The 18,700-nt window shown below is 58.8% G+C and carries 18 protein-coding genes, 1 pseudogene and 1 riboswitch; all 19 genes and pseudogenes read left to right on the top strand.

The genetic code is table 11. The features are described from left to right. Positions 1-17: 17 nt before the first annotated feature. Positions 18-151: riboswitch (TPP riboswitch) on the bottom strand. Between the two features lie 84 nt (positions 152-235). Next, positions 236-1,393, top strand: coding sequence for a GGDEF domain-containing protein (locus ACTG3T_RS00470; protein WP_439100297.1), 1,158 nt, complete (start codon positions 236-238; stop codon positions 1,391-1,393). A gap of 2 nt (positions 1,394-1,395) precedes the next feature. Continuing rightward, positions 1,396-2,019 carry a carbonate dehydratase gene (gene can / locus ACTG3T_RS00465; protein ID WP_439100296.1) on the top strand — a complete coding sequence of 208 codons (624 nt, stop codon included), beginning with the start codon at positions 1,396-1,398 and terminating at the stop codon, positions 2,017-2,019. Positions 2,020-2,098: 79 nt separating this feature from the next. Then, on the top strand, positions 2,099-2,716 hold the full coding sequence (cysC, locus tag ACTG3T_RS00460) for an adenylyl-sulfate kinase (protein WP_439100295.1): 618 nt from the start codon (positions 2,099-2,101) through the stop codon (positions 2,714-2,716). A gap of 80 nt (positions 2,717-2,796) precedes the next feature. After that, complete coding sequence (gene sat / locus ACTG3T_RS00455; RefSeq protein WP_439100294.1) at positions 2,797-3,981, top strand: sulfate adenylyltransferase; 1,185 nt, start codon at positions 2,797-2,799, stop codon at positions 3,979-3,981. A gap of 117 nt (positions 3,982-4,098) precedes the next feature. Further along, positions 4,099-5,160 (top strand): type II secretion system protein GspC, encoded by a 1,062-nt coding sequence (gspC, locus tag ACTG3T_RS00450; RefSeq protein ID WP_439100293.1) that lies wholly within the window; start codon positions 4,099-4,101, stop codon positions 5,158-5,160. An 89-nt stretch (positions 5,161-5,249) separates the two neighbouring features. Next, positions 5,250-7,226, top strand: a complete 1,977-nt coding sequence (gspD, locus tag ACTG3T_RS00445) for a type II secretion system secretin GspD (protein ID WP_439100292.1) — start codon at positions 5,250-5,252, stop codon at positions 7,224-7,226. Further along, positions 7,223-8,740 carry a type II secretion system ATPase GspE gene (gspE, locus tag ACTG3T_RS00440; RefSeq protein WP_439100291.1) on the top strand — a complete coding sequence of 506 codons (1,518 nt, stop codon included), beginning with the start codon at positions 7,223-7,225 and terminating at the stop codon, positions 8,738-8,740. Before gspD ends, gspE begins: the two co-directional genes overlap by 4 nt. A gap of 12 nt (positions 8,741-8,752) precedes the next feature. Then, positions 8,753-9,973 carry a type II secretion system inner membrane protein GspF gene (gene gspF / locus ACTG3T_RS00435; RefSeq protein ID WP_439100290.1) on the top strand — a complete coding sequence of 407 codons (1,221 nt, stop codon included), beginning with the start codon at positions 8,753-8,755 and terminating at the stop codon, positions 9,971-9,973. 4 nt (positions 9,974-9,977) lie between these two features. Further along, positions 9,978-10,427 (top strand): type II secretion system major pseudopilin GspG, encoded by a 450-nt coding sequence (gene gspG, locus ACTG3T_RS00430; protein WP_439100289.1) that lies wholly within the window; start codon positions 9,978-9,980, stop codon positions 10,425-10,427. 4 nt (positions 10,428-10,431) lie between these two features. After that, positions 10,432-11,013, top strand: coding sequence for a pilus assembly FimT family protein (locus ACTG3T_RS00425; RefSeq protein WP_439100288.1), 582 nt, complete (start codon positions 10,432-10,434; stop codon positions 11,011-11,013). Continuing rightward, the gene (gene gspI, locus ACTG3T_RS00420) at positions 10,997-11,428 is read left to right on the top strand and encodes a type II secretion system minor pseudopilin GspI (RefSeq protein WP_439100287.1); all 432 of its coding nucleotides are present in this window, start codon (positions 10,997-10,999) and stop codon (positions 11,426-11,428) included. The genes ACTG3T_RS00425 and gspI overlap by 17 nt, the downstream gene beginning before the upstream one ends. Then, on the top strand, positions 11,418-12,068 hold the full coding sequence (gene gspJ, locus ACTG3T_RS00415; RefSeq protein ID WP_439100286.1) for a type II secretion system minor pseudopilin GspJ: 651 nt from the start codon (positions 11,418-11,420) through the stop codon (positions 12,066-12,068). The genes gspI and gspJ overlap by 11 nt, the downstream gene beginning before the upstream one ends. Beyond that, the gene (gene gspK / locus ACTG3T_RS00410; protein WP_439100285.1) at positions 12,049-13,107 is read left to right on the top strand and encodes a type II secretion system minor pseudopilin GspK; all 1,059 of its coding nucleotides are present in this window, start codon (positions 12,049-12,051) and stop codon (positions 13,105-13,107) included. The genes gspJ and gspK overlap by 20 nt, the downstream gene beginning before the upstream one ends. After that, a complete protein-coding gene (gspL, locus tag ACTG3T_RS00405) occupies positions 13,104-14,297 on the top strand; it encodes a type II secretion system protein GspL (protein WP_439100284.1) in 1,194 nt (397 codons plus the stop codon). Before gspK ends, gspL begins: the two co-directional genes overlap by 4 nt. Continuing rightward, positions 14,294-14,773: a type II secretion system protein GspM gene (gene gspM / locus ACTG3T_RS00400; protein WP_439100283.1), complete on the top strand. Its 480-nt coding sequence runs from the start codon at positions 14,294-14,296 to the stop codon at positions 14,771-14,773. The genes gspL and gspM overlap by 4 nt, the downstream gene beginning before the upstream one ends. Then, entirely contained in the window at positions 14,770-15,531 is a 762-nt protein-coding gene (locus tag ACTG3T_RS00395) for a type II secretion system protein N (RefSeq protein ID WP_439100282.1), read from the top strand. Before gspM ends, ACTG3T_RS00395 begins: the two co-directional genes overlap by 4 nt. A 53-nt stretch (positions 15,532-15,584) precedes the next feature. Beyond that, positions 15,585-15,755: pseudogene (locus ACTG3T_RS00390) on the top strand (rubredoxin); the annotation flags it as partial. Positions 15,756-15,761: 6 nt separating this feature from the next. Next, complete coding sequence (locus ACTG3T_RS00385; protein ID WP_439100281.1) at positions 15,762-17,573, top strand: aminopeptidase P family protein; 1,812 nt, start codon at positions 15,762-15,764, stop codon at positions 17,571-17,573. 102 nt (positions 17,574-17,675) lie between these two features. Continuing rightward, positions 17,676-18,700, top strand: a 1,025-nt coding sequence (locus ACTG3T_RS00380) for a sodium-dependent transporter (protein WP_439100280.1), incomplete at its 3' end; no start/stop codon positions are given.

Raw genomic sequence — 18,700 nt, 5'->3', positions numbered from 1 at the left:
CTCGGCAGCGCTTACACAGGCCGGGCTGCAACCATCCCTACGCCGGTATTGCCCGGATCAGGTTCAAAGGGTTCGCCCTACGCTCCATCGTCTTGTTAAGCTGCGATGAAACTTCGGCGTCTCAGGCTCTCAGCCACCCCTCGGTTTGCCGAACAGAGTATAGTGGCACTAAACTGCTAGGGCAAAGCTGCAGTGTTGAGGAGAGGGTTTTGGGTCACCACAGGAAAGTGCAAAAGTGAGCAAAAAGTTCGCGGGTAAAGGCCCTGGGAACGCCCGTGGTGTTGGCGAACCTGAAATTACCAACATCGAAATGACGGTCCTGCCTGCGGACGGCGATGATAGCGATGACCTGGTGCAGATGCTGCACGCTCATGTGCTCCGGCAGCTCCGCCAGGCGCAACGTAACTTACTGGCGGTGAAGAGCCTGTCGTCACTGGTGAAGTACCTGCTCGAGGATTTCCCCCAGGGCTTTGACTCGCCCCAGGCTGAATTGCGCCTTCACGATCCTGAAGAGCAGATTGCCCGTCTTTTACCTATCCGCAAAATGTTTGGCAGCTCTCTGATGCTAAAGGCCGACAACTATGCTCTTTACCAGCTGTATCCCGATGTGCCGGACACGGCGCTCATAGATCTCGATGACGGGCGGATGTTCAGCGTTTTGTCCGGGGCTACGAGCGCCGTGGGGGCTGTGATAATGCCGCTCTTCGACGGCGACCGCCTGGTGGGCAGCTATCATTTGGCTCTGACCGAAAAGATGACCGCCTATGGCGAGCAGGAGCGGGAGCTCTTTGCCATGCTCGGACAGCTGGTTGCCGCCGCGCTTTTGCGGGTGGTGGAGTTCCAGCGGGTGGACCAGTTGACGCTGCTGGATCCGGTTACCGAGGTGGGCAATCTAAGGGCCTTCCGCCGGGATATGCTGCGTGAAATTTATTGGGCGCGACGGGTCAATCACCCCATGACCCTGCTTTACATTTCCCTGGACGAGCTGGCTGACATTTGTAAAAACTACGGCGAAGTCGCCTGCCATTTTGTGCAGCGGCGGGTGTCGCAGCGTCTGTGCTCCGAACTGCGCGCTACGGATTACATCGCGCACATATCCGCGACGCACTTCGCGGTGCTCCTTCCCGCCTGTAACGAACCCCATGCCCACGATATCGGTGAGCGTATGCGTCAGGACATCGACGACTTCGCCATTGATGATGGTCGTGGCGCGGTGCTTCACGTCTCTTTGAGCATCGGTCTGGTGTGCTGGGAGCCCTCGCGACACCCGGTGGAGTCCAGCGAGCGGCTGGCTACGCAAATGGAATCGGAGGCGGAGGGGGCCATGCAGATGGCTGAGCGCGCTGGCGGCAATCGGATCTCGGTGGCTCGCCTCGGCCTGTTGATGCTGTAGCGATGGACGGTTTACGTCAGTTACTGGCTAACAACGAGGACTGGGCAAAGCGCGTCAGTGCGGATAATCCCGAGTTTTTTCCTGAACTTGCGAGCCAGCAATCACCGCGCTATCTCTGGATCGGATGCTCGGACAGTCGGGTGCCGGCGAATGAGATCGTGGGACTGAAACCCGGTGAAGTTTTTGTCCACAGAAACGTTGGTAACGTGGTGGCCCATGGCGATTTGAACTGCCTCTCGGTACTGCAATACGCGGTGGATATTCTTCAGGTCTCTCACGTGGTAGTTGTGGGCCATTACGGCTGTGGCGGTGTTGCGGCGGTGCTGGATCCCAAGCCCCGGGGTCTCATCGATAACTGGCTGAAGCATATTGAGGACGTCGCCATTGAAGAGCGAAGTGCTCTGGAGGCTGAGCCCGACGAGGCCACCCGAGTCAATATGCTCTGCGAGATGAACGTCCGTCGTCAGGTCGAGAATGTGGTGCGGACTTCTGTGGTGCAAGCAGCCTGGAGTCGCGGGCAGTCCCTGGGTGTTCACGGCTGGATTTATAGCCTGCGCGATGGCTTGCTCAATGACCTCACGTGCAGTCGCTTTGAGCCTGGGTATTCTGCCGATAGGGAGCTGTAGCAATCCGCTTATTCCAGCTCGGGAGGACGCTCCGTGATAAACTGCTTCGCCAGAAAACAACGACTACCGAGGGAAGATCATGGCTGAGCAAAAAGCCACCAACGTTCATTGGCACGAGGGGGACATTACCCGTGACCATCGCGCCAAAATCCTGGGTCATCGTGGCGCTACCATCTGGTTCACCGGCCTCTCCGGCAGCGGCAAGAGCACCGTGGCAGTGGAACTCGAAGGCGTGCTCCATGAGCATGGTGTGCTGGCCTATCGTCTGGATGGCGACAACGTGCGCATGGGAATCAACAAGAATCTTGGCTTTTCCGCCGAGGACCGCACAGAAAATATCCGCCGTATCGGCGAGGTCGCCAAACTGTTTGCCGATAGCGGCGTCATTGCCCTTTCCAGCTTCATCAGTCCTTATGTTGCAGACCGCGATGCGGTGAGAGAGCTCCACGCAGCGGCGGGAATTGATTTTATTGAGGTCTTCGTGGACTGCTCCCTGGAGGCGGCAGAAAGCCGCGATCCCAAGGGCCTCTACAAAAAGGCTCGTGCAGGTGAGATCAAAAACTTCACTGGCATTGATGACCCTTATGAAGCCCCCCCCTCTGCCGAGATTCATCTGCATTCAGATCAACAGAATCTGGATGAGGAGGTCGCTCAGATTTTGCAGGAGCTTCGTGGGCGCGGGATTATTTCCGCCTGATTACTGTGCGGGTCCCCCTCCTAAATACACCTGCAATGGTGGTTAGTTTAGTCACCATCGTCCAAAAGAAGGATAGTTAAATGATCAAGCCTCACAGTTCCCGGGAGCTGCATCCGCTCTATGTTTATGACGACGAGGCGCGCAGCGCTCTTATCAGCGAGGCAGAATCCCTGCCCTCTATGCTGCTGAACTCCGCGGCCGCCGCCAATGCCGTCATGCTGGGCGCCGGGTACTTCAATCCCTTGCCTGGCTATATGACCCTTGGGGATGCGATATCCGTGGCGGAGCGCCTGCGGACCGAGTCTGGCATCTTCTGGCCCGTGCCGATCCTTAACGTTACCCATGATCAGAGTGTAGAAGCAGGGACGCGCATCGCCTTGCGAGATCCCAATGTCGAAGGAAACCCGATACTTGCGGTAATGGATGTGACGGCCGTGGAAGAGGCCAGTGAAGAGCAGCTTAAGCACATCGCGAGCAATGTATTTCGAACCCTTGACCCACAGCACCCCGGTGTCGCCACCTTCATGGGCCTGGGTAATCGCGTGGTATCCGGTCCTGTACAGGTGCTCAACTTCTCCTACTTTGCCACGGAGTTTCCCGATACCTTTCGTACTGCCGTTGATATCCGCGCTGAAATCGCCGAGCGGGGTTGGGATAAGGTGGTTGCGTTTCAGACGCGAAATCCCATGCACCGGGCCCATGAAGAGCTGTGCCGCATGGCCATGAACGACCTGGGCGCCGACGGTATTCTCATCCACATGCTTCTCGGAAAGCTCAAGCCCGGTGATATTCCTGCCGACGTCAGGGACGCCTCAATACGCAAGATGGTCGAGGTCTATTTTCCTGTGAATACGGTCATGGTCACCGGCTATGGCTTTGACATGCTTTACGCCGGGCCCCGGGAGGCTGTGCTTCACGCGGTGTTCCGTCAGAACTGTGGCTGCACCCATTTGATTGTTGGGCGCGATCATGCCGGCGTGGGCGATTACTACGGCGGCTTCGACGCGCAGACGGTTTTCGATGAGGAGGTTCCCGAGGGCGCGCTGGAAATCGCTATCTACCGCGCTGACCACACGGCCTACAGCCGCAAGCTGGACAAGGTTGTCATGATGCGCGACGCGCCGGATCACGATAAAGAGGACTTTGTGTTGTTGTCCGGTACCGCAGTGCGAGAAATGCTGGGGCAGGGGATCGCGCCTCCACCGGAATTCTCGCGGCCTGAAGTGGCAAAAATCCTCATGGATTATTACCACAGCCAGGATTAGCGGCATCTCCCTTTTTGTGGCGAGTCTGTCATATTAATGTCACAATTTTCCCCTTCAATAGCCGCTCCCTGAGAGAGGGGCATTGAGGTCACACAACTGGTAAAGCTGGGAGCAGCGGTGGCAGCGCTTTGGCAGACACGGTTGGCGAGCTTCACATCCCAGGTGAGCAATGGGGCGGTGGATGCATTTCGTTATTTTTCCCAGCCGACAATATTCCTTGGCCTTAAACGGGTTCTGGGCTTGCTCTTGTTCCTGTGGATTGCTCTTTCCCTGTGGACCGGGCTGTGGAGTTTTTTCCCTGAGGCGCAACCTTTGCCCGAGGCCGAGGTTATTAACCCGGTAAGCAGTGGATCGTCGAGCGGGACGCGGGCCTCCATAGATATTGAGGCGCTCGTGGGCGCACGACTGTTTGGAGAACCCGGGACCGCCGTGAGTCCGGAAGCGCTTGCTGCGGCCACGGGGCGTGCCCCTGCCCTGAGCGAGGCCGAGGCGAGAGTAGCCCTGGCGGGCATTGAGGACGGTGCGCCGGACACCCGACTTCCGCTCCTGTTAAAAGGTGTCCTTGCCGCGTCCGAGGCGGGTTTGGGTCAAGCGGTGATTGAGCATCGCAATACGCAGGATCTTTACCAGGTCGGAGATGAGTTACCGCTAAGCGGAGAGGTTGTGTTGGCTAAGGTGCTGCCGGCCCTGGTGGTTTTGGACAACGGCGGTCGCTATGAGGTTTTGCGCCTGTTTGAGGACAGCGAGCTTGCGGCGTCCATAACTGCCGCGTCGCCGCCTACACCGCGGACGTCAGTGTCGACAGGTGCTGGGAGAAGCGACGTAAAGGTAGATGCCGCGGCATCAGAAATCGCATCCGTGTATAGGGAGCGTCTTTATCGAGATCCCCAGTCCCTGGCGGAGGTTGTTCGCATCAATGCCGTGCGGGAGAGCGGCCAGCTTTTAGGCTATCGTGTGAGTCCTGGCAAGGCCGCGGGTCAGTTCTCAGCCCTGGGCTTTGAGTCCGGCGACCTGGTAACTGCGGTGAATGGAATGTCGCTGTCAGATCCTGCTAATACTGTGAGACTTTACCAGGCAATGCGCTCCGCCAAGGAGGCAGTTTTCGAATTACAGCGCAAGGGAGAGTTCGTGACGCTTAACGTTGATCTTGGTGTACCCACCGCAGGGGATGGTACGTGACTGCTTTTCTGTCTTTTTGCGTCCGGCGATTGTCCGGCGTTGCATGCTTCTCTTGGGCATTGCCTGTTTTCCTTTCGGTGTCATTGCTCATGGTGCCGCCCGTGGCTGCGCAGGATTTTACCGTTAACCTCAAAGAAACAGACATACAGGAGCTTATAAAGTTTGTCGCGGAGGCCACCAACACCACTATCGTGGTGGATCCATCGGTTAAAGGTAAGGTCAAGGTGGTCTCTTCGAGGCCGGTAAATGCCAGCGAACTCTACGATCTCTTTCTTGCTATTCTCGACGTCCATGGATATACCGCCGTACGTTCCGGGGGCGTTGTACGGGTTATTCAGAATAAAGATGCTCGTTCTGCACCTGTACCTGTCGCAGAGGAGGGAGCATCGACCCCTTCAAACGATGAGTATGTCACTCAAGTTTTACGCCTCGACAATATCTCTGCGGCGAAACTGATACCGGTGCTCCGACCCCTGGTACCACAGCAGGCGCACATGGCAGCCTACGCACCGAGCAACGCCATTATCATTTCCGATTCCGCGTCCAACATTAGTCGTATACGGGATATTATCGAGCGCATGGACCAATCAGCGGTCCAGGAGACGGACGTCATTGCATTACGTTACGCGGTCGCCGAAGACGTGGTGCGAATGCTGGAAAAGCTCAACGCCTCTGAAGCCCGGAACAACGGCGGTGAGATAGATGTGCTGCTGGTGCCGGACAAGCGCACCAACAGCGTGCTGGTGACCGGCGATGAATTGCAGCGCGCGCGTATTCGCAGCCTGGTGGCCTATGTTGATACCCCTCTCGAGCAGACGGGCAACGTGAAGGTGATTTATCTTGAGTATGCTCAGGCAACCGCCATCGCAGAAGTCCTCACCCGGGTAATGCAGAACATCAACAAGCTTGATACCGGGGATGCCAAAGCTGCCCGCGCCTCAAGTAACACCGCGACCATTGAAGCTGACGAGGGCACAAACTCCCTGATTATCACGGCGGATGCTGACGAAATGGTGGCGCTGGAGGCGGTGATTACGCGTCTGGATATTCGTCGCGCCCAGGTATTGGTGGAGGCGATTATTGTGGAGCTTGAGGTGACCGACGGTCAGGATTTAGGCTTGCAGTGGCTCTTCGCCAACGACAGTGGTTTTTACGGCAGTAATATCAACGCCTCGGATAGCCGGGCGCGAAATATCGCGGGAGCGATCCTGCCACCGGATAGCGACGGCGGCACGGGGTCTACCACGGGCGATTTTGATGTGGGTAACCTGGCGGCGGCGCTTGCCGGTTCCGCGGGACTGTCCCTCGGTTGGGGTGTGGTCGGCGACGACCTCAGCATGACGGTGATTCTGAATGCTCTGGAAGAGCAGAGTAATGCGAATATTCTCTCTACACCGAGTCTTTTGACGCTGGACAATCAGGAGGCTTTCATCACCGTGGGGCAGCAAGTGCCTTTCATTACCGGTTCCTTCACCAATACCGGTGGTAACAACGGGGCCCAGAATCCCTTTCAAACCATCGAGCGGGAAAACGTGGGTATTACGCTCACAGTGACACCCCAGGTGAACGAGGGTGATTCTGTGGTCCTCGAGATCGAGCAGGAAGTGAATTCGCTCACGGGAGCGACCCTGGTGGCGTCGGCTGCCGCGGCGGACCTCATTACCAACGAGCGCAAGATACGCACCAAGGTGCTCGCGGAAGACGGTCGGGTCGTGGTGCTCGGTGGCCTTATCAAGGATGACGTGCAAAGCGCCGAACAGCGGGTGCCCATTTTGGGGGACATTCCCTACCTTGGACGGCTGTTCCGCAACGATTCGGTCTCGGTCAAAAAGACCAATCTGATGATTTTTATCCGTCCCACCATTATCCGGGATGACACCGAGATTGCGGGCGCCACCGCCATCAAGTATCGCCATATTCGGGACCAGCAGCGCGCGCAGCGGGAGCAGGGTTTGATGTTTTTTGGTGAGGACCAGGTGCCCGTGCTCCCGGACTGGGAGCAACAGATACTGCAGCTGGAGACAATCCGCGAGGATCTGAGAGCACCAGCGTCGGAGTCGCCGTGAGCGAAGCGCAGCCCGCACAGGTGGCTCTGGATGCTGTAGAGGTATCCCCGGGCAAGCTGCCCTTCAGTTTTGCAAAAGCCCATCGCGTGGTTATCGACCCCCAGGCCCCCCATCGCGTGCTGCATAGCGGAGCGCTGAGCGTTGATGTGCTGTTGGAACTGCGCCGACGTATCGGCAAGGAGCTGGAGTTGCAGACGCTGGCTCCAGCGGAGTTTCAAAGCCAGCTCTCCCGGGCCTATCAGCGGGATAACAGCGAAGCGGTGCAGATGGCCGCCGATATCAGCTCTGATGTGGATCTCAGTCGTCTTGCGGAAGAAATCCCGGATGCGGGCGATTTGATGGACGGGGAAGACGACGCGCCGATTATCCGCCTCATCAATGCCATTCTTTCGGAGGCGGTGCGCGAGAAGGCCTCGGATGTGCACATCGAGACCTTTGAGGAGAAGCTCAGTGTCCGCTATCGCATCGATGGCGTTCTCTCTGAAGTGCTGTCTCCAAAACGTATGCTGGGGCCGCTTTTAGTATCCCGATTGAAGGTGATGGCCAGACTGGATATCGCTGAGCGTCGTATTCCCCAGGATGGACGCATTTCCGTGCGCATTGCCGGCCATGCGGTCGATATTCGCATGTCCACCATCCCCTCGGCCTATGGTGAGCGTGTGGTGCTGCGCCTACTGGACAAACAGTCAGGGCAGCTGCAGCTTGGTCAGCTGGCCATGCCGGAAGCCGTCTATGAGGGTTTTCGCAGCGCTCTGAAAAGTCCCCACGGAATCATTCTGGTGACCGGCCCCACGGGGTCGGGAAAGACCACAACGCTGTACGCGGGGCTGTCCGAGATCAATGATACGGCGCGCAACATCATGACCATTGAGGACCCGGTGGAATACATGCTGCCGGGTATCGGTCAGACGCAGGTAAATACGAAGGTGGACATGACCTTTGCCCGGGGCCTGCGGGCCATTTTGCGTCAGGATCCGGACGTGGTGATGGTCGGGGAGATTCGTGACCTGGAAACCGCCGAGATAGCAGTGCAGGCCTCTCTCACGGGGCACCTGGTGCTTTCTACCCTGCACACCAACACGGCCATCGGCGCAGTCACCCGGCTTCAGGACATGGGAGTGGAGTCCTTTCTCCTGTCCTCCAGCCTCCTTGCGGTGATGGCGCAGCGCCTGGTGAGACAGCTGTGCCCCGAATGCCGACGGGGAGCGAATCCCACGGAGGGCGAGGCGCAGCTTTTGGGTATCGCTGACACTGAACGATCGGCCACCACCGTTTATCAGGCCGTGGGGTGTCCGGAGTGTAATCATAGTGGCTATCGCGGGCGCAGTGCGATCTACGAGCTCATTGAGATCGATGATCAACTTCGCAGCTTGATACACGACGGTGCATCAGAGCAGGCGATCAGCGAGACCGCAAGACGGCATTCGGCAAGCATTCAGGATGACGGCCGCCGACGAATTCTTGCGGGAGATACAAGCCTCCAGGAAGTGCTGCGTGTCACTTCTGTGGCCTGAGTGCGCTAGACCATGACGGCGTATCGCTATCGCGCATTGGACCCGGGCGGTAAGCTCATTCGCGGCGTTCTGGAGGCGGATTCCGAGCGGCAGGTTCGCGTGCAGTTGCGAAGCAAGGACCTTCGTCCCGTCGAGGTACAAAGTGCCGCGCGTGGTGAAGCCGCCAACGGCAGTTTGCGCCAGCGTTTGCTCCCCACACGGATCAAGGGCGCTGATCTGGCGCTGCTAACCCGACAGCTAGCCACCCTGGTACAGTCCAATTTACCCCTCGCCGATTGCCTCCAGGCAACCGCGGAGCAAACCCGGCGTCCGCGGATAAAGGCCATGTTGTTGCAGATACGGTCTCGTGTCAGTGAAGGCCATACGCTGGCTTATGCCATGGCGGAGTTCCCGCTGGCGTTTAACGAGATGTACCGCGCCATGGTGACGGCGGGGGAGCACGCGGGATTTTTGGGGCCGGTGCTGGAGCAGCTCGCCGACTACGCCGAGCGTCGTCAGCACAGCGGCCAGCAGCTGCGTATGGCGATGATCTATCCGTTTATTTTGCTGGGTGTGGCCGTTGCCGTCATTGTCGCCCTCATGGTGTTTGTGGTCCCCGAGCTCATTGGCATTTTCTCCCAAAGTAATCGTGAGCTTCCTGGGCTTACCGTTGCACTTATTGCCGCAAGCGATTTTTTCCGGTCCTACAGTCTGTGGTTGTTTATCGGCCTGGTGCTTATGATCGTGGGTGCGCGGCGCCTGCTTCAGGACCCCCGGCGGCGTTTGCTGTGGCACGGGTTTTTATTGCGCGTGCCCGGTATCTCCGGATTAATCGTCGCTCTCGATACCGCGCGTTTCGCATCGACACTCAGCATTCTTATGGCCAGCGGTGTTCCGCTCCTTGAAGCCCTGCGTATCGCGGGTCAGGTGCTGGTCAATCTTGTGCTCCGCGCGGAGAGCGAAGACGTGGCCTTGCGCGTACAGGAGGGAAGCAGTCTCAGTCGGGCGTTGGGGGAGGCAGGGCATTTTCCACCCATGATGGTACATATGGTCGCCAGCGGCGAGAGCAGCGGTTCTCTGGAGGACATGCTCGAACGCTCCGCGACTAATCAGGAGCGTGAGCTGGAAATGACCCTGGGCACGGTCATGGGTTTGTTTGAGCCGCTTATGGTGGTTTTTATGGGAGGCATGGTGCTACTGATTGTGTTGGCTATCCTCCTGCCGATTTTTGATTTGAACACGATGGTGAGGTAAGGACATGCAGCGCAGAGCCGGCAAGGGAGCACAGGGCGGTTTTTCTCTGGTTGAAATACTGGTGGTCCTGGTGATCATGGGACTGTTGATCAGTATTGTGGCGCCCACGGTGCTTAACCGCGCCGATGATGCGCGCATCCAGAAAGCACAGGCTGACTTTAAGGCAATCGAGACGGCACTGAAAATCTACCGGCTTGATAACTATGTGTATCCAAGCACGGAGCAGGGGCTCGAGGCCCTGGTCACTCCCAGTCCTATCGACCCTACCCCGAGAAATTTCAAAGAGGGTGGATACCTTGCGGAGCTGCCCCTGGATCCCTGGGGGCGCCCCTATCTCTATCTCAGTCCTGGCGAGAACGGTGAGGTAGATATCTACACCCTTGGCGCGGACGGACTGTCCGGTGGCGAGGATCAGAATGCGGATATCGGCAACTGGAAGACGGAAGAAAGCTGACCCCATGGGGTGCTCACAGGGTTTCAGCCTGATCGAAATGCTGGTGGTGCTGTTCGTGATTGTGCTGATGACCAGCCTGGTGACCTTGAACGTGAACTCCGGCGCAAGTGATCGGATCGTGCAGGAGCGTCTCGAGACCCTCACCGCGGTGGCAGCCTACGCGCTGGACGAGGCGCAGTTCAGCGGCACGGATTTCGGTGTGCTGTTTGCAAATGCAGCGAATGAGCGGGGAGAGCCTGTGGTGACAATCCACTGGCGACAGCGTTTGCAGGCGGGGTGGCGGCAGCCCCAGCGATCCCCGGAGCTGTTTACGGAGCTGGAGTTTCCGGCAGACACCCGATTGCAGATCAGCCTGGATGATGTGGAGATACTCCCGGTGGCGGCAGACGCTGCGGACCCTCGCGCCGGCATCACTCCGCAGTGGTTGCTGTCTGCCAGCGGCGAGACCCAAGCTGGTGAACTGCTGATCAGAAGCGTCGACGATGATGAATTACTCTTTCGCCTCGTCTGGGATCCTCTGGGCCGCTTTGAGCAGTACCGCGGGCAGGACGACGCATCAATGAATGATTATGTTTTCGCACCCTAGTTGTCCTGGATCGCATCGCGACTCCCGCGGCTTTACTCTGGTAGAGGTCATGGTGGCGTTAGCGGTAGTTGCCCTCGCGGTTCCAGCGTTGCTTTTCACCATGGATCAGCAGATCGATGGTACCGCCTATATCCGGGATCGCTCTCTTGCCCAGGTGGTGGCGAGTAACCGCCTCGCGGAGCTGCGTCTTGCCCTGCGAGGCGGGCAGCAAACGCTGCGGGGCAGCAGCACCGGGAGCGAGGTAATGGCGGGGCGGGACTGGTACTGGCGGGTGCAGAGCCAGGGAACCGAGGTTCCCGATTTTTCCCGCGTGGAGATTCAGGTCCGACCCATTGCAGGTGAGGATGCTCCCAGTCTCTATACCCTGGTCGCGTTTATCGCGGCACGCAGCGAGGGAGCAGCCAATGGCGGATAAGGGGCAGCGTGGATTCACCCTGGTAGAGGTGCTTATCGCACTGGCGATTACCGCCTTTGTCGCTGCGGCATCCTACAGCGGCATATCATCGACGCTCACCGGGGCAGAGCAATTGCGCGCAGCGAGTGAACGTACGCGGGACCTGAATCGCACACTGGCTTTGTTGAACAGGGATTTAAGACAGTTCAGTAATCGCTCGGTGCGGGATGAATTTGGTGGGCTTCAGCCCGCGTTGTCTGGTGGCCCGCTGGCGTTCTATCCACTGTCACTTACGCGCGATGGGTGGTTGAACACCCTTGTGCAGCCGCGGAGTGAGCTTCAGCGCGTGTTTTATTACCTGGAGGATGACTCCCTGTGGCGAGGCTACTACACGGTGCTTGATCGTGCCGTGGACGCCGAACCCCAGCGCACGGAGCTGCTTCGGGGCGTGACCGGACTGGAGATGCGCTTTCTTGACACCCTCGATAATCTTCAGCTGGACAGGGACCTGGTGGTGGATACCCGAGGCTGGCGCGAGAGCTGGGTTGCTGATCCCGGTGCGGGGAATGCCGTTCCGCCACCGCCGGTGGCAGTGGAGTTGCGCATTGAATTGTCGGATCTGGGAGAGTTGAGGCGACTCTATGAACTGCCGGTACGCTGAACTCTCGTCTCCCCGCCCGCAAGGAGGGGTTGCGCTCGTAGTGGCGCTCCTGGTGTTTGCCATTTGCGCGAGTGTGCTGGTGGCACTCCAGCGTGATTTTGATCTCAGCTACCGCCGGGGACTCAACAGCTTTGTGGCGGAGCAGAGCTGGGCCTATCTTCGCGGTGCCGAGGAATTGGCCGCGTTGGCTCTCACCCTTGATTATGAGGCAGATCTGGCGGCAGATAGTCCCCGGGACGACCTCAAGGAAATCTGGGCGCAGCAGGCGACGCCCTATGCCCTTGATGAGGGAGGCTGGATGTTTGGTAGTCTGGTCGATCTCCAGGGGCGCTTTAACCTCAACAGTCTGAGTGCCCAGCCAACCACAGGGGCCATACCTTATTCGCCCGCACAGCAGACTTTTATCCGCTTGCTTCAGGCGCTGGAATCGACGGAGGTTGATGAGTTCACCGCCATGGCAATTACCGACGCTGTGGCAGACTGGATCGATAGCGATGATGAGCCCCGGCTTAATGGGGCAGAAAGTTCCTTGTATGTGTCTCTGCAGCCGTCCTACCGGCCAGGAAATCGTCCTATGGTGAGCGTGAGCGAGCTGCAGGCCATTACCGGTATGACGCCTGCGATTTATCAGGCGCTGAAACCCCTGGTGACGGTCTGGCCGCAAGTGCCCTCCGGCATCAATATCCACACGGCGACCCTACCGGTGCTTCGGGCATTAAATGGCAATGGCGTCTTGCAGCCCCTGTCTCTGACGGATGGACAGTCACTGATTCAGCAACGGGAAGAGACGGGTTTTGCGAATCTTGACGAGTTTCTGCAGCTGGACGTTTTTGCCGGTGCACAGATGTCAGCTGTTGCGACTTTATTGACGGAATCCTCGTCGTATTTTCTTCTCGCCTCCCGTGTGGAGATTGCCGACCGTGAGCAGCGGCTGTACAGTGTGCTCCGTCGCGAGGCGCGTGAGATCGACGTGCTCCAGCGCATCAATGCCAGTCTCTACGATATGCCCAATCTTCCTCCCCTTGAGAGCCTCCCGTGAACAAGAATCTGAGCGTTATCTGTCTTCGTGAAGATCAGCTCTGTTGGTGGGATGCCGGGGTGCTGCGCAGCCTTGATGACGATGCGGCGCGCGATCGGCTGAGCGCCTGCCTGGGAGAGCGGGACCACGGAATAGTGTTCGCAGTGCCCGGCGGCGATGTGCGCCTGCAATTCCTGACGGTCACCCCCGAAGAAAAAAAGCACCTCGAGGTTTCCCTGCCTTTTATGCTCGAGGAGTCGCTCACAGACAATATCGAGGATGTGCATTTTGCCCGTCAGGCTGTGGACAAAACACATTACGCGGTAGCGATGGTCGAGAAACGGCTGATGCGCCATTGGGAAACGCAGCTGGGGGTGTTTGCGGGGCAGGTTCCCTGGATTCCTGAACCACTGTTACTCCCCTGGTCGGTCGGGGAGTGGACCCTGGTGCTTGAGGCCGAGTCCACGCTGCTGCGCTACGGCCGGCAGGAGGGAACCCGCGTAGAGAATACGCTGTTGCCCGCCCTCCTTGACGCACTAGGGGAAGCATCTTCGCCCGAACGTGTCGTCGTTTACGGCGAACAGAACGCCGTGGATGAGAGCCTCCTTACATCCCTTGGCGGCCTCGATCTGCAGTGGCGACAGGGAGGTTTTGAAGAGGCGCTGCTGCTCAGTGATGGGGGGCGTTCCGGGCTTAATTTGCTCCAGGGGGCATTCGCACCACAGTTACCCTATTCCCGATGGTGGCAGCAGTGGCGTACCGTGGCGGCGTTGCTTCTGGTCGCTCTGTCGCTCCACCTGGTTTCCGGATGGCTGGATCTTAAGCGGCTCCAGCGGGAAAACCTCGTGCTGCGTCAGGAAATCGAAACGGTTTACCGCGGCATCAATCCCCGCGGCGCCATTGTGGATGCTGAAAAGCAGTTGCGCCGTCAGCTGGATGGTTTGCGGGGTGTTGGCGCCGGGGGCACGTTTACCGGACTCCTGGCGCCACTGGGCGCTGCGCTTTCCAATCAGGACGGTACGCTACTGGCCAGTTTGAGTTACAGCCAGAGGAGTGCAGAGTTGCGGGTTAACCTGCTGGCGGCCAACTTTGCTGAAGTGGAGTCTCTTCGCGGATCTCTGGAGGAGGCGGGCTTCAGCGCAAGCCTCGAGAGTTCCTCGCGCAGTGGTGACCGCGTCCGCGCTCGACTGCGCGTAGGAGAGCGTCCATGAAAGACTGGTTTGAACGCTACTCCCTACGCGAGCAGTTGGCGCTTCTTGCCATGGCGCTGGCCGTCACCCTTTACCTGCTCGGCATGTTTGTTATTAGGCCCCTGGGGCAGGCGCGGGCGGAGTTGGCCGCCCGGAACACCGCCACCGCGGAAGCATTGCTTCGCGTGGATGCCATGGCCACCGAAGTCCGTGCCCTAAAAAATTCTGAGGGTGGTACCCGCGGTGCCCGGTCCGTGAATCTCAGCGCGTCCTTGAACCAGAGTGCCGGCCGCTACGCTCTGCGGGTAAGTCGATTGCAGCCCAATAGCCAGGGGTCGGTACAGCTGCGTTTTGAATCCGCGGCTCTGGATGCCCTGTTACGCTGGATCCATGAGCTTGAGACGGTGCAGGGTCTGCGCGTGGATGATCTCTCCTTAAGCCAAACAAGCACCGCGGGCACAGTGAGCGCGACTCTTCGCGTCGCGGCGGGACCATGAGACCTCTCCTGTGGTTGCTGGCGTTGCTGGGCGCCGTGTTGTTACTGCTTTTTGTCAGTCTGCAGGCGCCGGCCCGTTTGCTCAGCTATGTCCTGAATCCGCAGCAGATACAGCTATCAGCAGTGAGTGGCACCCTGAGTCACGGCAGTGCCATGCGCGCACGGGTCCAGACGCCGGGTGGCTACCTGCACTTGGGGAAAGTCAGCTGGACCCTTGATCCCATGAGCTTGCTGGCTTTTTCCCCCAAAGTGCATCTGCGCAGTGCCTGGGGTGATCAACGGGGAACCCTGGACCTCAGGGTGGTTGGGGACATGCTGGTCATCGAGGATCTTGACGTGAGCCTCGATGCTGCCCTGCTACAGCGTGTGCTGCCCGTAGAACTCACGGGACGTCTGGAGCTGCTGTTTAGCGATCTACAGGTCACCCGCAGTGATCTTGTTTCCGCCGAAGGCCGCCTGGTCTGGCAGGGCGCTGCCTGGCAGTCGCCCCGGGGCGTTCATGTACTGGGCAGCTATGCAGCGAACATCACCAGCCCGGCGAAGCAACAGGTGATCGCAGATGTCGTGACCCTGAGCGGTCCGGTGATGGCATCGGGGGCCGTGGACCTCGTTGAGAAACGCTTTACCATCGACCTCCGCATAGAAAGTCCGGAGCAAGCCCTGGACCCGGAACTTGCCCAGGCCCTTTCTCTCATTGCCAGCCCGGAGGAAAATGGCTACCGTCTGCGCCTTGACGGAGAAGTCGCACAGGGCCCCTAGGCCCTGGTAGAGAACATTAACCCTTGATTGACGTACCTGGAGACTAAAGCACCATGAGTGAGCAGTCCTTTCGTAAGTTTGAATGCATTGTCTGCGGCCTGATCTACGATGAAGCCGAGGGCTGGCCCGACGATGGCATTCCCGCGGGAACCCTTTGGGAGGATGTGCCCGAGGACTGGCTTTGTCCGGACTGCGGTGTCGGTAAAGAAGACTTCGAGCAGGTCTGAAGCATGACAGTGTCGGTAGCGTCAGCGGGTTCAGATCAGCGTGCGAAGCTCGGCTTTCTGCGAGAGGAGCTTGCGAGCCGCGGTGTGGATGCACTTTGTATTCCCCGGGCGGATGAATATCTGGGCGAGTACATTCCCGCCCATAACGAACGCCTGCGGTGGCTGACGGACTTTACCGGGTCCGCGGGGATGGCCATTGTCACCGCAAATGACGCCGCAATTTTCACCGATGGGCGCTACACGGTGCAGGTGCGACGCCAGGTTGATGGCGAGCAGTACCAGTATCGGCAGCTGTTGGAAGAGCCGCCCCTCCAATGGCTGACAGAAAATCTCGCAGCGGGGAGCAAGTTGCTTGTAGACCCGCGTATGTGCACTCTCGACTGGTACCGGGAAGCGCAAAGAATTTTGGGCAAGGCAGATATCGCTATCGTACTCAGCACCGATAACCCTATTGATCGCTGCTGGACGACGCGACCGAGCCCCATGGTTGCCCGCGGCTTGCTCCTTGATGAGTCGTTTACAGGGGAGCACAGCCTGAGCAAGCGTGAGCGTCTCGGTAAAACCGTTGCGGAGGCGGGGGCTGATGCGGCGCTGATTTTTGCACCGGAGTCCCTGAGCTGGCTGTTGAACGTCCGGGGCCGAGATGTGCCCCGCATGCCCGTGCTTCTTGGCTGCGCGCTCCTTGAATCAAATGGCGATGTGCATTTACTCGCCGACCAGCGACGGATCCCGGAAGGCTTTCACGAGCATACGGGCCCAGGCGTTTCTATTGTTGCCGAAAGTGAAGCGGCCCGCGTGTTTGCAGGCTACGCAGGGAAAACCGTTCTCGCAGACCCGGGCACAGCGAACGCCTGGTCCCAGCTGTGTCTGGAAGAGGGCGGCGCGACCCTGCTGCCAGGGGAGGATCCCGTACTGTTGCCCAAGGCCTGCAAAAACGCCGTGGAGGTTGCCGGCGCCCGGGAAGCCCATCGACGCGATGCGGTCGCCGAGATTCGTTTTCTGGCGTGGCTCGATGGCGAAATCGCTGCCGGTCGTTATCACGACGAAGCATTGGTGGCGGACCGTTTGGAGGCATTCCGGGCGGAGGGCCAGCACTTCCATGAACTGTCCTTCGATTCAATATCTGCATCCGCAGCCAATGGCGCCATGTGCCATTACAACCATCTCGACAGCACCCCCGCGCCGCTGGTTCCCGACAGTCTGTATCTGGTGGACAGCGGCGGTCAGTACTCGGACGGTACGACGGACATTACGCGCACCGTTGCTATTGGCGAGCCAAGCGACGAGATGCGTGAGCTATTTACCCTGGTGCTCAAAGGGCATATAGCGCTCGATCGTGCGCGTTTTCCCAAGGGAACCACAGGCACGCACCTGGATGTTCTGGCGCGGCAGCATCTGTGGCAGACGGGACGCGATTACGAACATGGGACGGGGCACGGCGTGGGTGCGTTTCTGGGAGTCCACGAGGGCCCCCAGAGAATCGCCAGGGCATGGAACGGAACACCCCTGGCCCCGGGGATGATCGTGAGTAACGAGCCGGGCTACTACCGCGATGGTTCCTTTGGTATACGCTGCGAAAATCTCTGCGTGGTTCGCGAGGCAGAGACTGCGTCAAAGGAGTTTCCCATGCTGGAGTTTGATGCGCTGACCCTGGTGCCCTTTGATCGACGTTTGATCGATAGCTGTCTGTTGAGTCCCGAAGAGCGCAGCTGGATAGATGCCTACCACAGCCGGGTGGCTGAAGAGATCATGGAGCGTCTGGAGCATCCCGACGATCGCGATTGGTTGAGGGCAGCCACCCGGCCCCTGGCCTGATTGCGGGCAACGTCAGGGAAGGAGCTTTCTCGCTCTAAGCCGGCTGAAGCGCTGGACGCTTTTGTGTAGACTGCGACGCTGACCCACGTTCGGAGTTTTACTATGGCGGCTGCCGGCGGTGCTCACTCGCACTGGACCTCTCGCTTTGCATTTCTTATGGCCTCGGTGGGTTTCGCCGTGGGTCTTGGCAACATCTGGCGCTTCCCCTACGTCACGGGGGAAAACGGCGGTGCCGCTTTCGTTCTTATCTATTTGGGTTGCGCCTTTCTCATCGGAGTACCTATTCTAATGGCCGAGCTGATGATCGGTCGGAGGGGCGATGCAGCGCCACCCATTGCCATGGACCGTGTGGCCAGGGAAAGTGGGCGCAGCTCCCAGTGGCGCTGGGTAGGCGGTATGGGATTGCTTGCCGCCTTCACTATCGAGATAGTGTATTCCGTGGTGGTGGGTTGGGTGCTGTGGTACCTGTACAAGGCAATCACAACGGGATTTGCCGATGTTGACGCGCTGAATGCCGAGGCGCAGTTCACCGCGGTCCTTGGCGACAACTGGGGCATGCTTTTCTGGACCCTGGCGGGTCTCGCCATAACCGGACTGATCATATTTGCCGGGGTCAAAAACGGCATCGAACGGGCCGTGACCATCATGATGCCGTTGATGTTCGCGCTGCTGATTGTATTAGCGGGCTTTAACTTCTTCGCGGGTGGGTTCTGGGAAGCGGTGGCCTGGCTGTTTACGCCGGACTTCAGCAAGGTGACCTTCGCAACGGTGCTTGCCGCTATCGGCCAGGCGTTTTTCTCCATTGGTGTGGGCATGGGCGGCATGATGACCTACGGCTCCTACCTTCCTCGAAGCATTTCTATCAGCCAGTCGGTGCTCATTATCGTGATCGCAGATACGGGAGTGGCGCTCCTTGCAGGACTGGTGATTTTTCCCGCTGTCTTTAACTACGGGCTGGATCCCGCTGCCGGGGCAGGTTTGATTTTCCAGACGCTGCCCGTGGCTTTTGCCCAGATGCCCGGTGGCTACGTCTTCGCGGTGCTGTTCTTTTTGATGCTCTCCGTGGCGGGTATTACGTCCATGGTGGGGCTGGTGGAATCGGTAAACTCCTGGATTGAAGAGCACTA

The sequence above is a fragment of the Congregibacter sp. genome (assembly GCF_965660375.1).
Taxonomy (GTDB): domain Bacteria; phylum Pseudomonadota; class Gammaproteobacteria; order Pseudomonadales; family Halieaceae; genus Congregibacter.
Note: the sequence above shows the minus strand (reverse complement) of the source record. Positions and strands in the feature narration are given on the sequence as shown.

Excerpts from the sequence above, each read along its gene's own strand:
- can (WP_439100296.1), top strand. The coding sequence starts at position 1,396 with ATGGACGGTTTACGTCAGTTACTGGCTAACAACGAGGACTGGGCAAAG.
- cysC (WP_439100295.1), top strand. The coding sequence starts at position 2,099 with ATGGCTGAGCAAAAAGCCACCAACGTTCATTGGCACGAGGGGGACATT.
- sat (WP_439100294.1), top strand. The coding sequence starts at position 2,797 with ATGATCAAGCCTCACAGTTCCCGGGAGCTGCATCCGCTCTATGTTTAT.
- gspD (WP_439100292.1), top strand. The coding sequence starts at position 5,250 with ATGGTGCCGCCCGTGGCTGCGCAGGATTTTACCGTTAACCTCAAAGAA.
- gspF (WP_439100290.1), top strand. The coding sequence starts at position 8,753 with ATGACGGCGTATCGCTATCGCGCATTGGACCCGGGCGGTAAGCTCATT.
- gspG (WP_439100289.1), top strand. The coding sequence starts at position 9,978 with ATGCAGCGCAGAGCCGGCAAGGGAGCACAGGGCGGTTTTTCTCTGGTT.
- ACTG3T_RS00425 (WP_439100288.1), top strand. The coding sequence starts at position 10,432 with ATGGGGTGCTCACAGGGTTTCAGCCTGATCGAAATGCTGGTGGTGCTG.
- gspI (WP_439100287.1), top strand. The coding sequence starts at position 10,997 with ATGTTTTCGCACCCTAGTTGTCCTGGATCGCATCGCGACTCCCGCGGC.
- gspJ (WP_439100286.1), top strand. The coding sequence starts at position 11,418 with ATGGCGGATAAGGGGCAGCGTGGATTCACCCTGGTAGAGGTGCTTATC.
- gspK (WP_439100285.1), top strand. The coding sequence starts at position 12,049 with ATGAACTGCCGGTACGCTGAACTCTCGTCTCCCCGCCCGCAAGGAGGG.
- gspM (WP_439100283.1), top strand. The coding sequence starts at position 14,294 with ATGAAAGACTGGTTTGAACGCTACTCCCTACGCGAGCAGTTGGCGCTT.
- ACTG3T_RS00395 (WP_439100282.1), top strand. The coding sequence starts at position 14,770 with ATGAGACCTCTCCTGTGGTTGCTGGCGTTGCTGGGCGCCGTGTTGTTA.
- ACTG3T_RS00385 (WP_439100281.1), top strand. The coding sequence starts at position 15,762 with ATGACAGTGTCGGTAGCGTCAGCGGGTTCAGATCAGCGTGCGAAGCTC.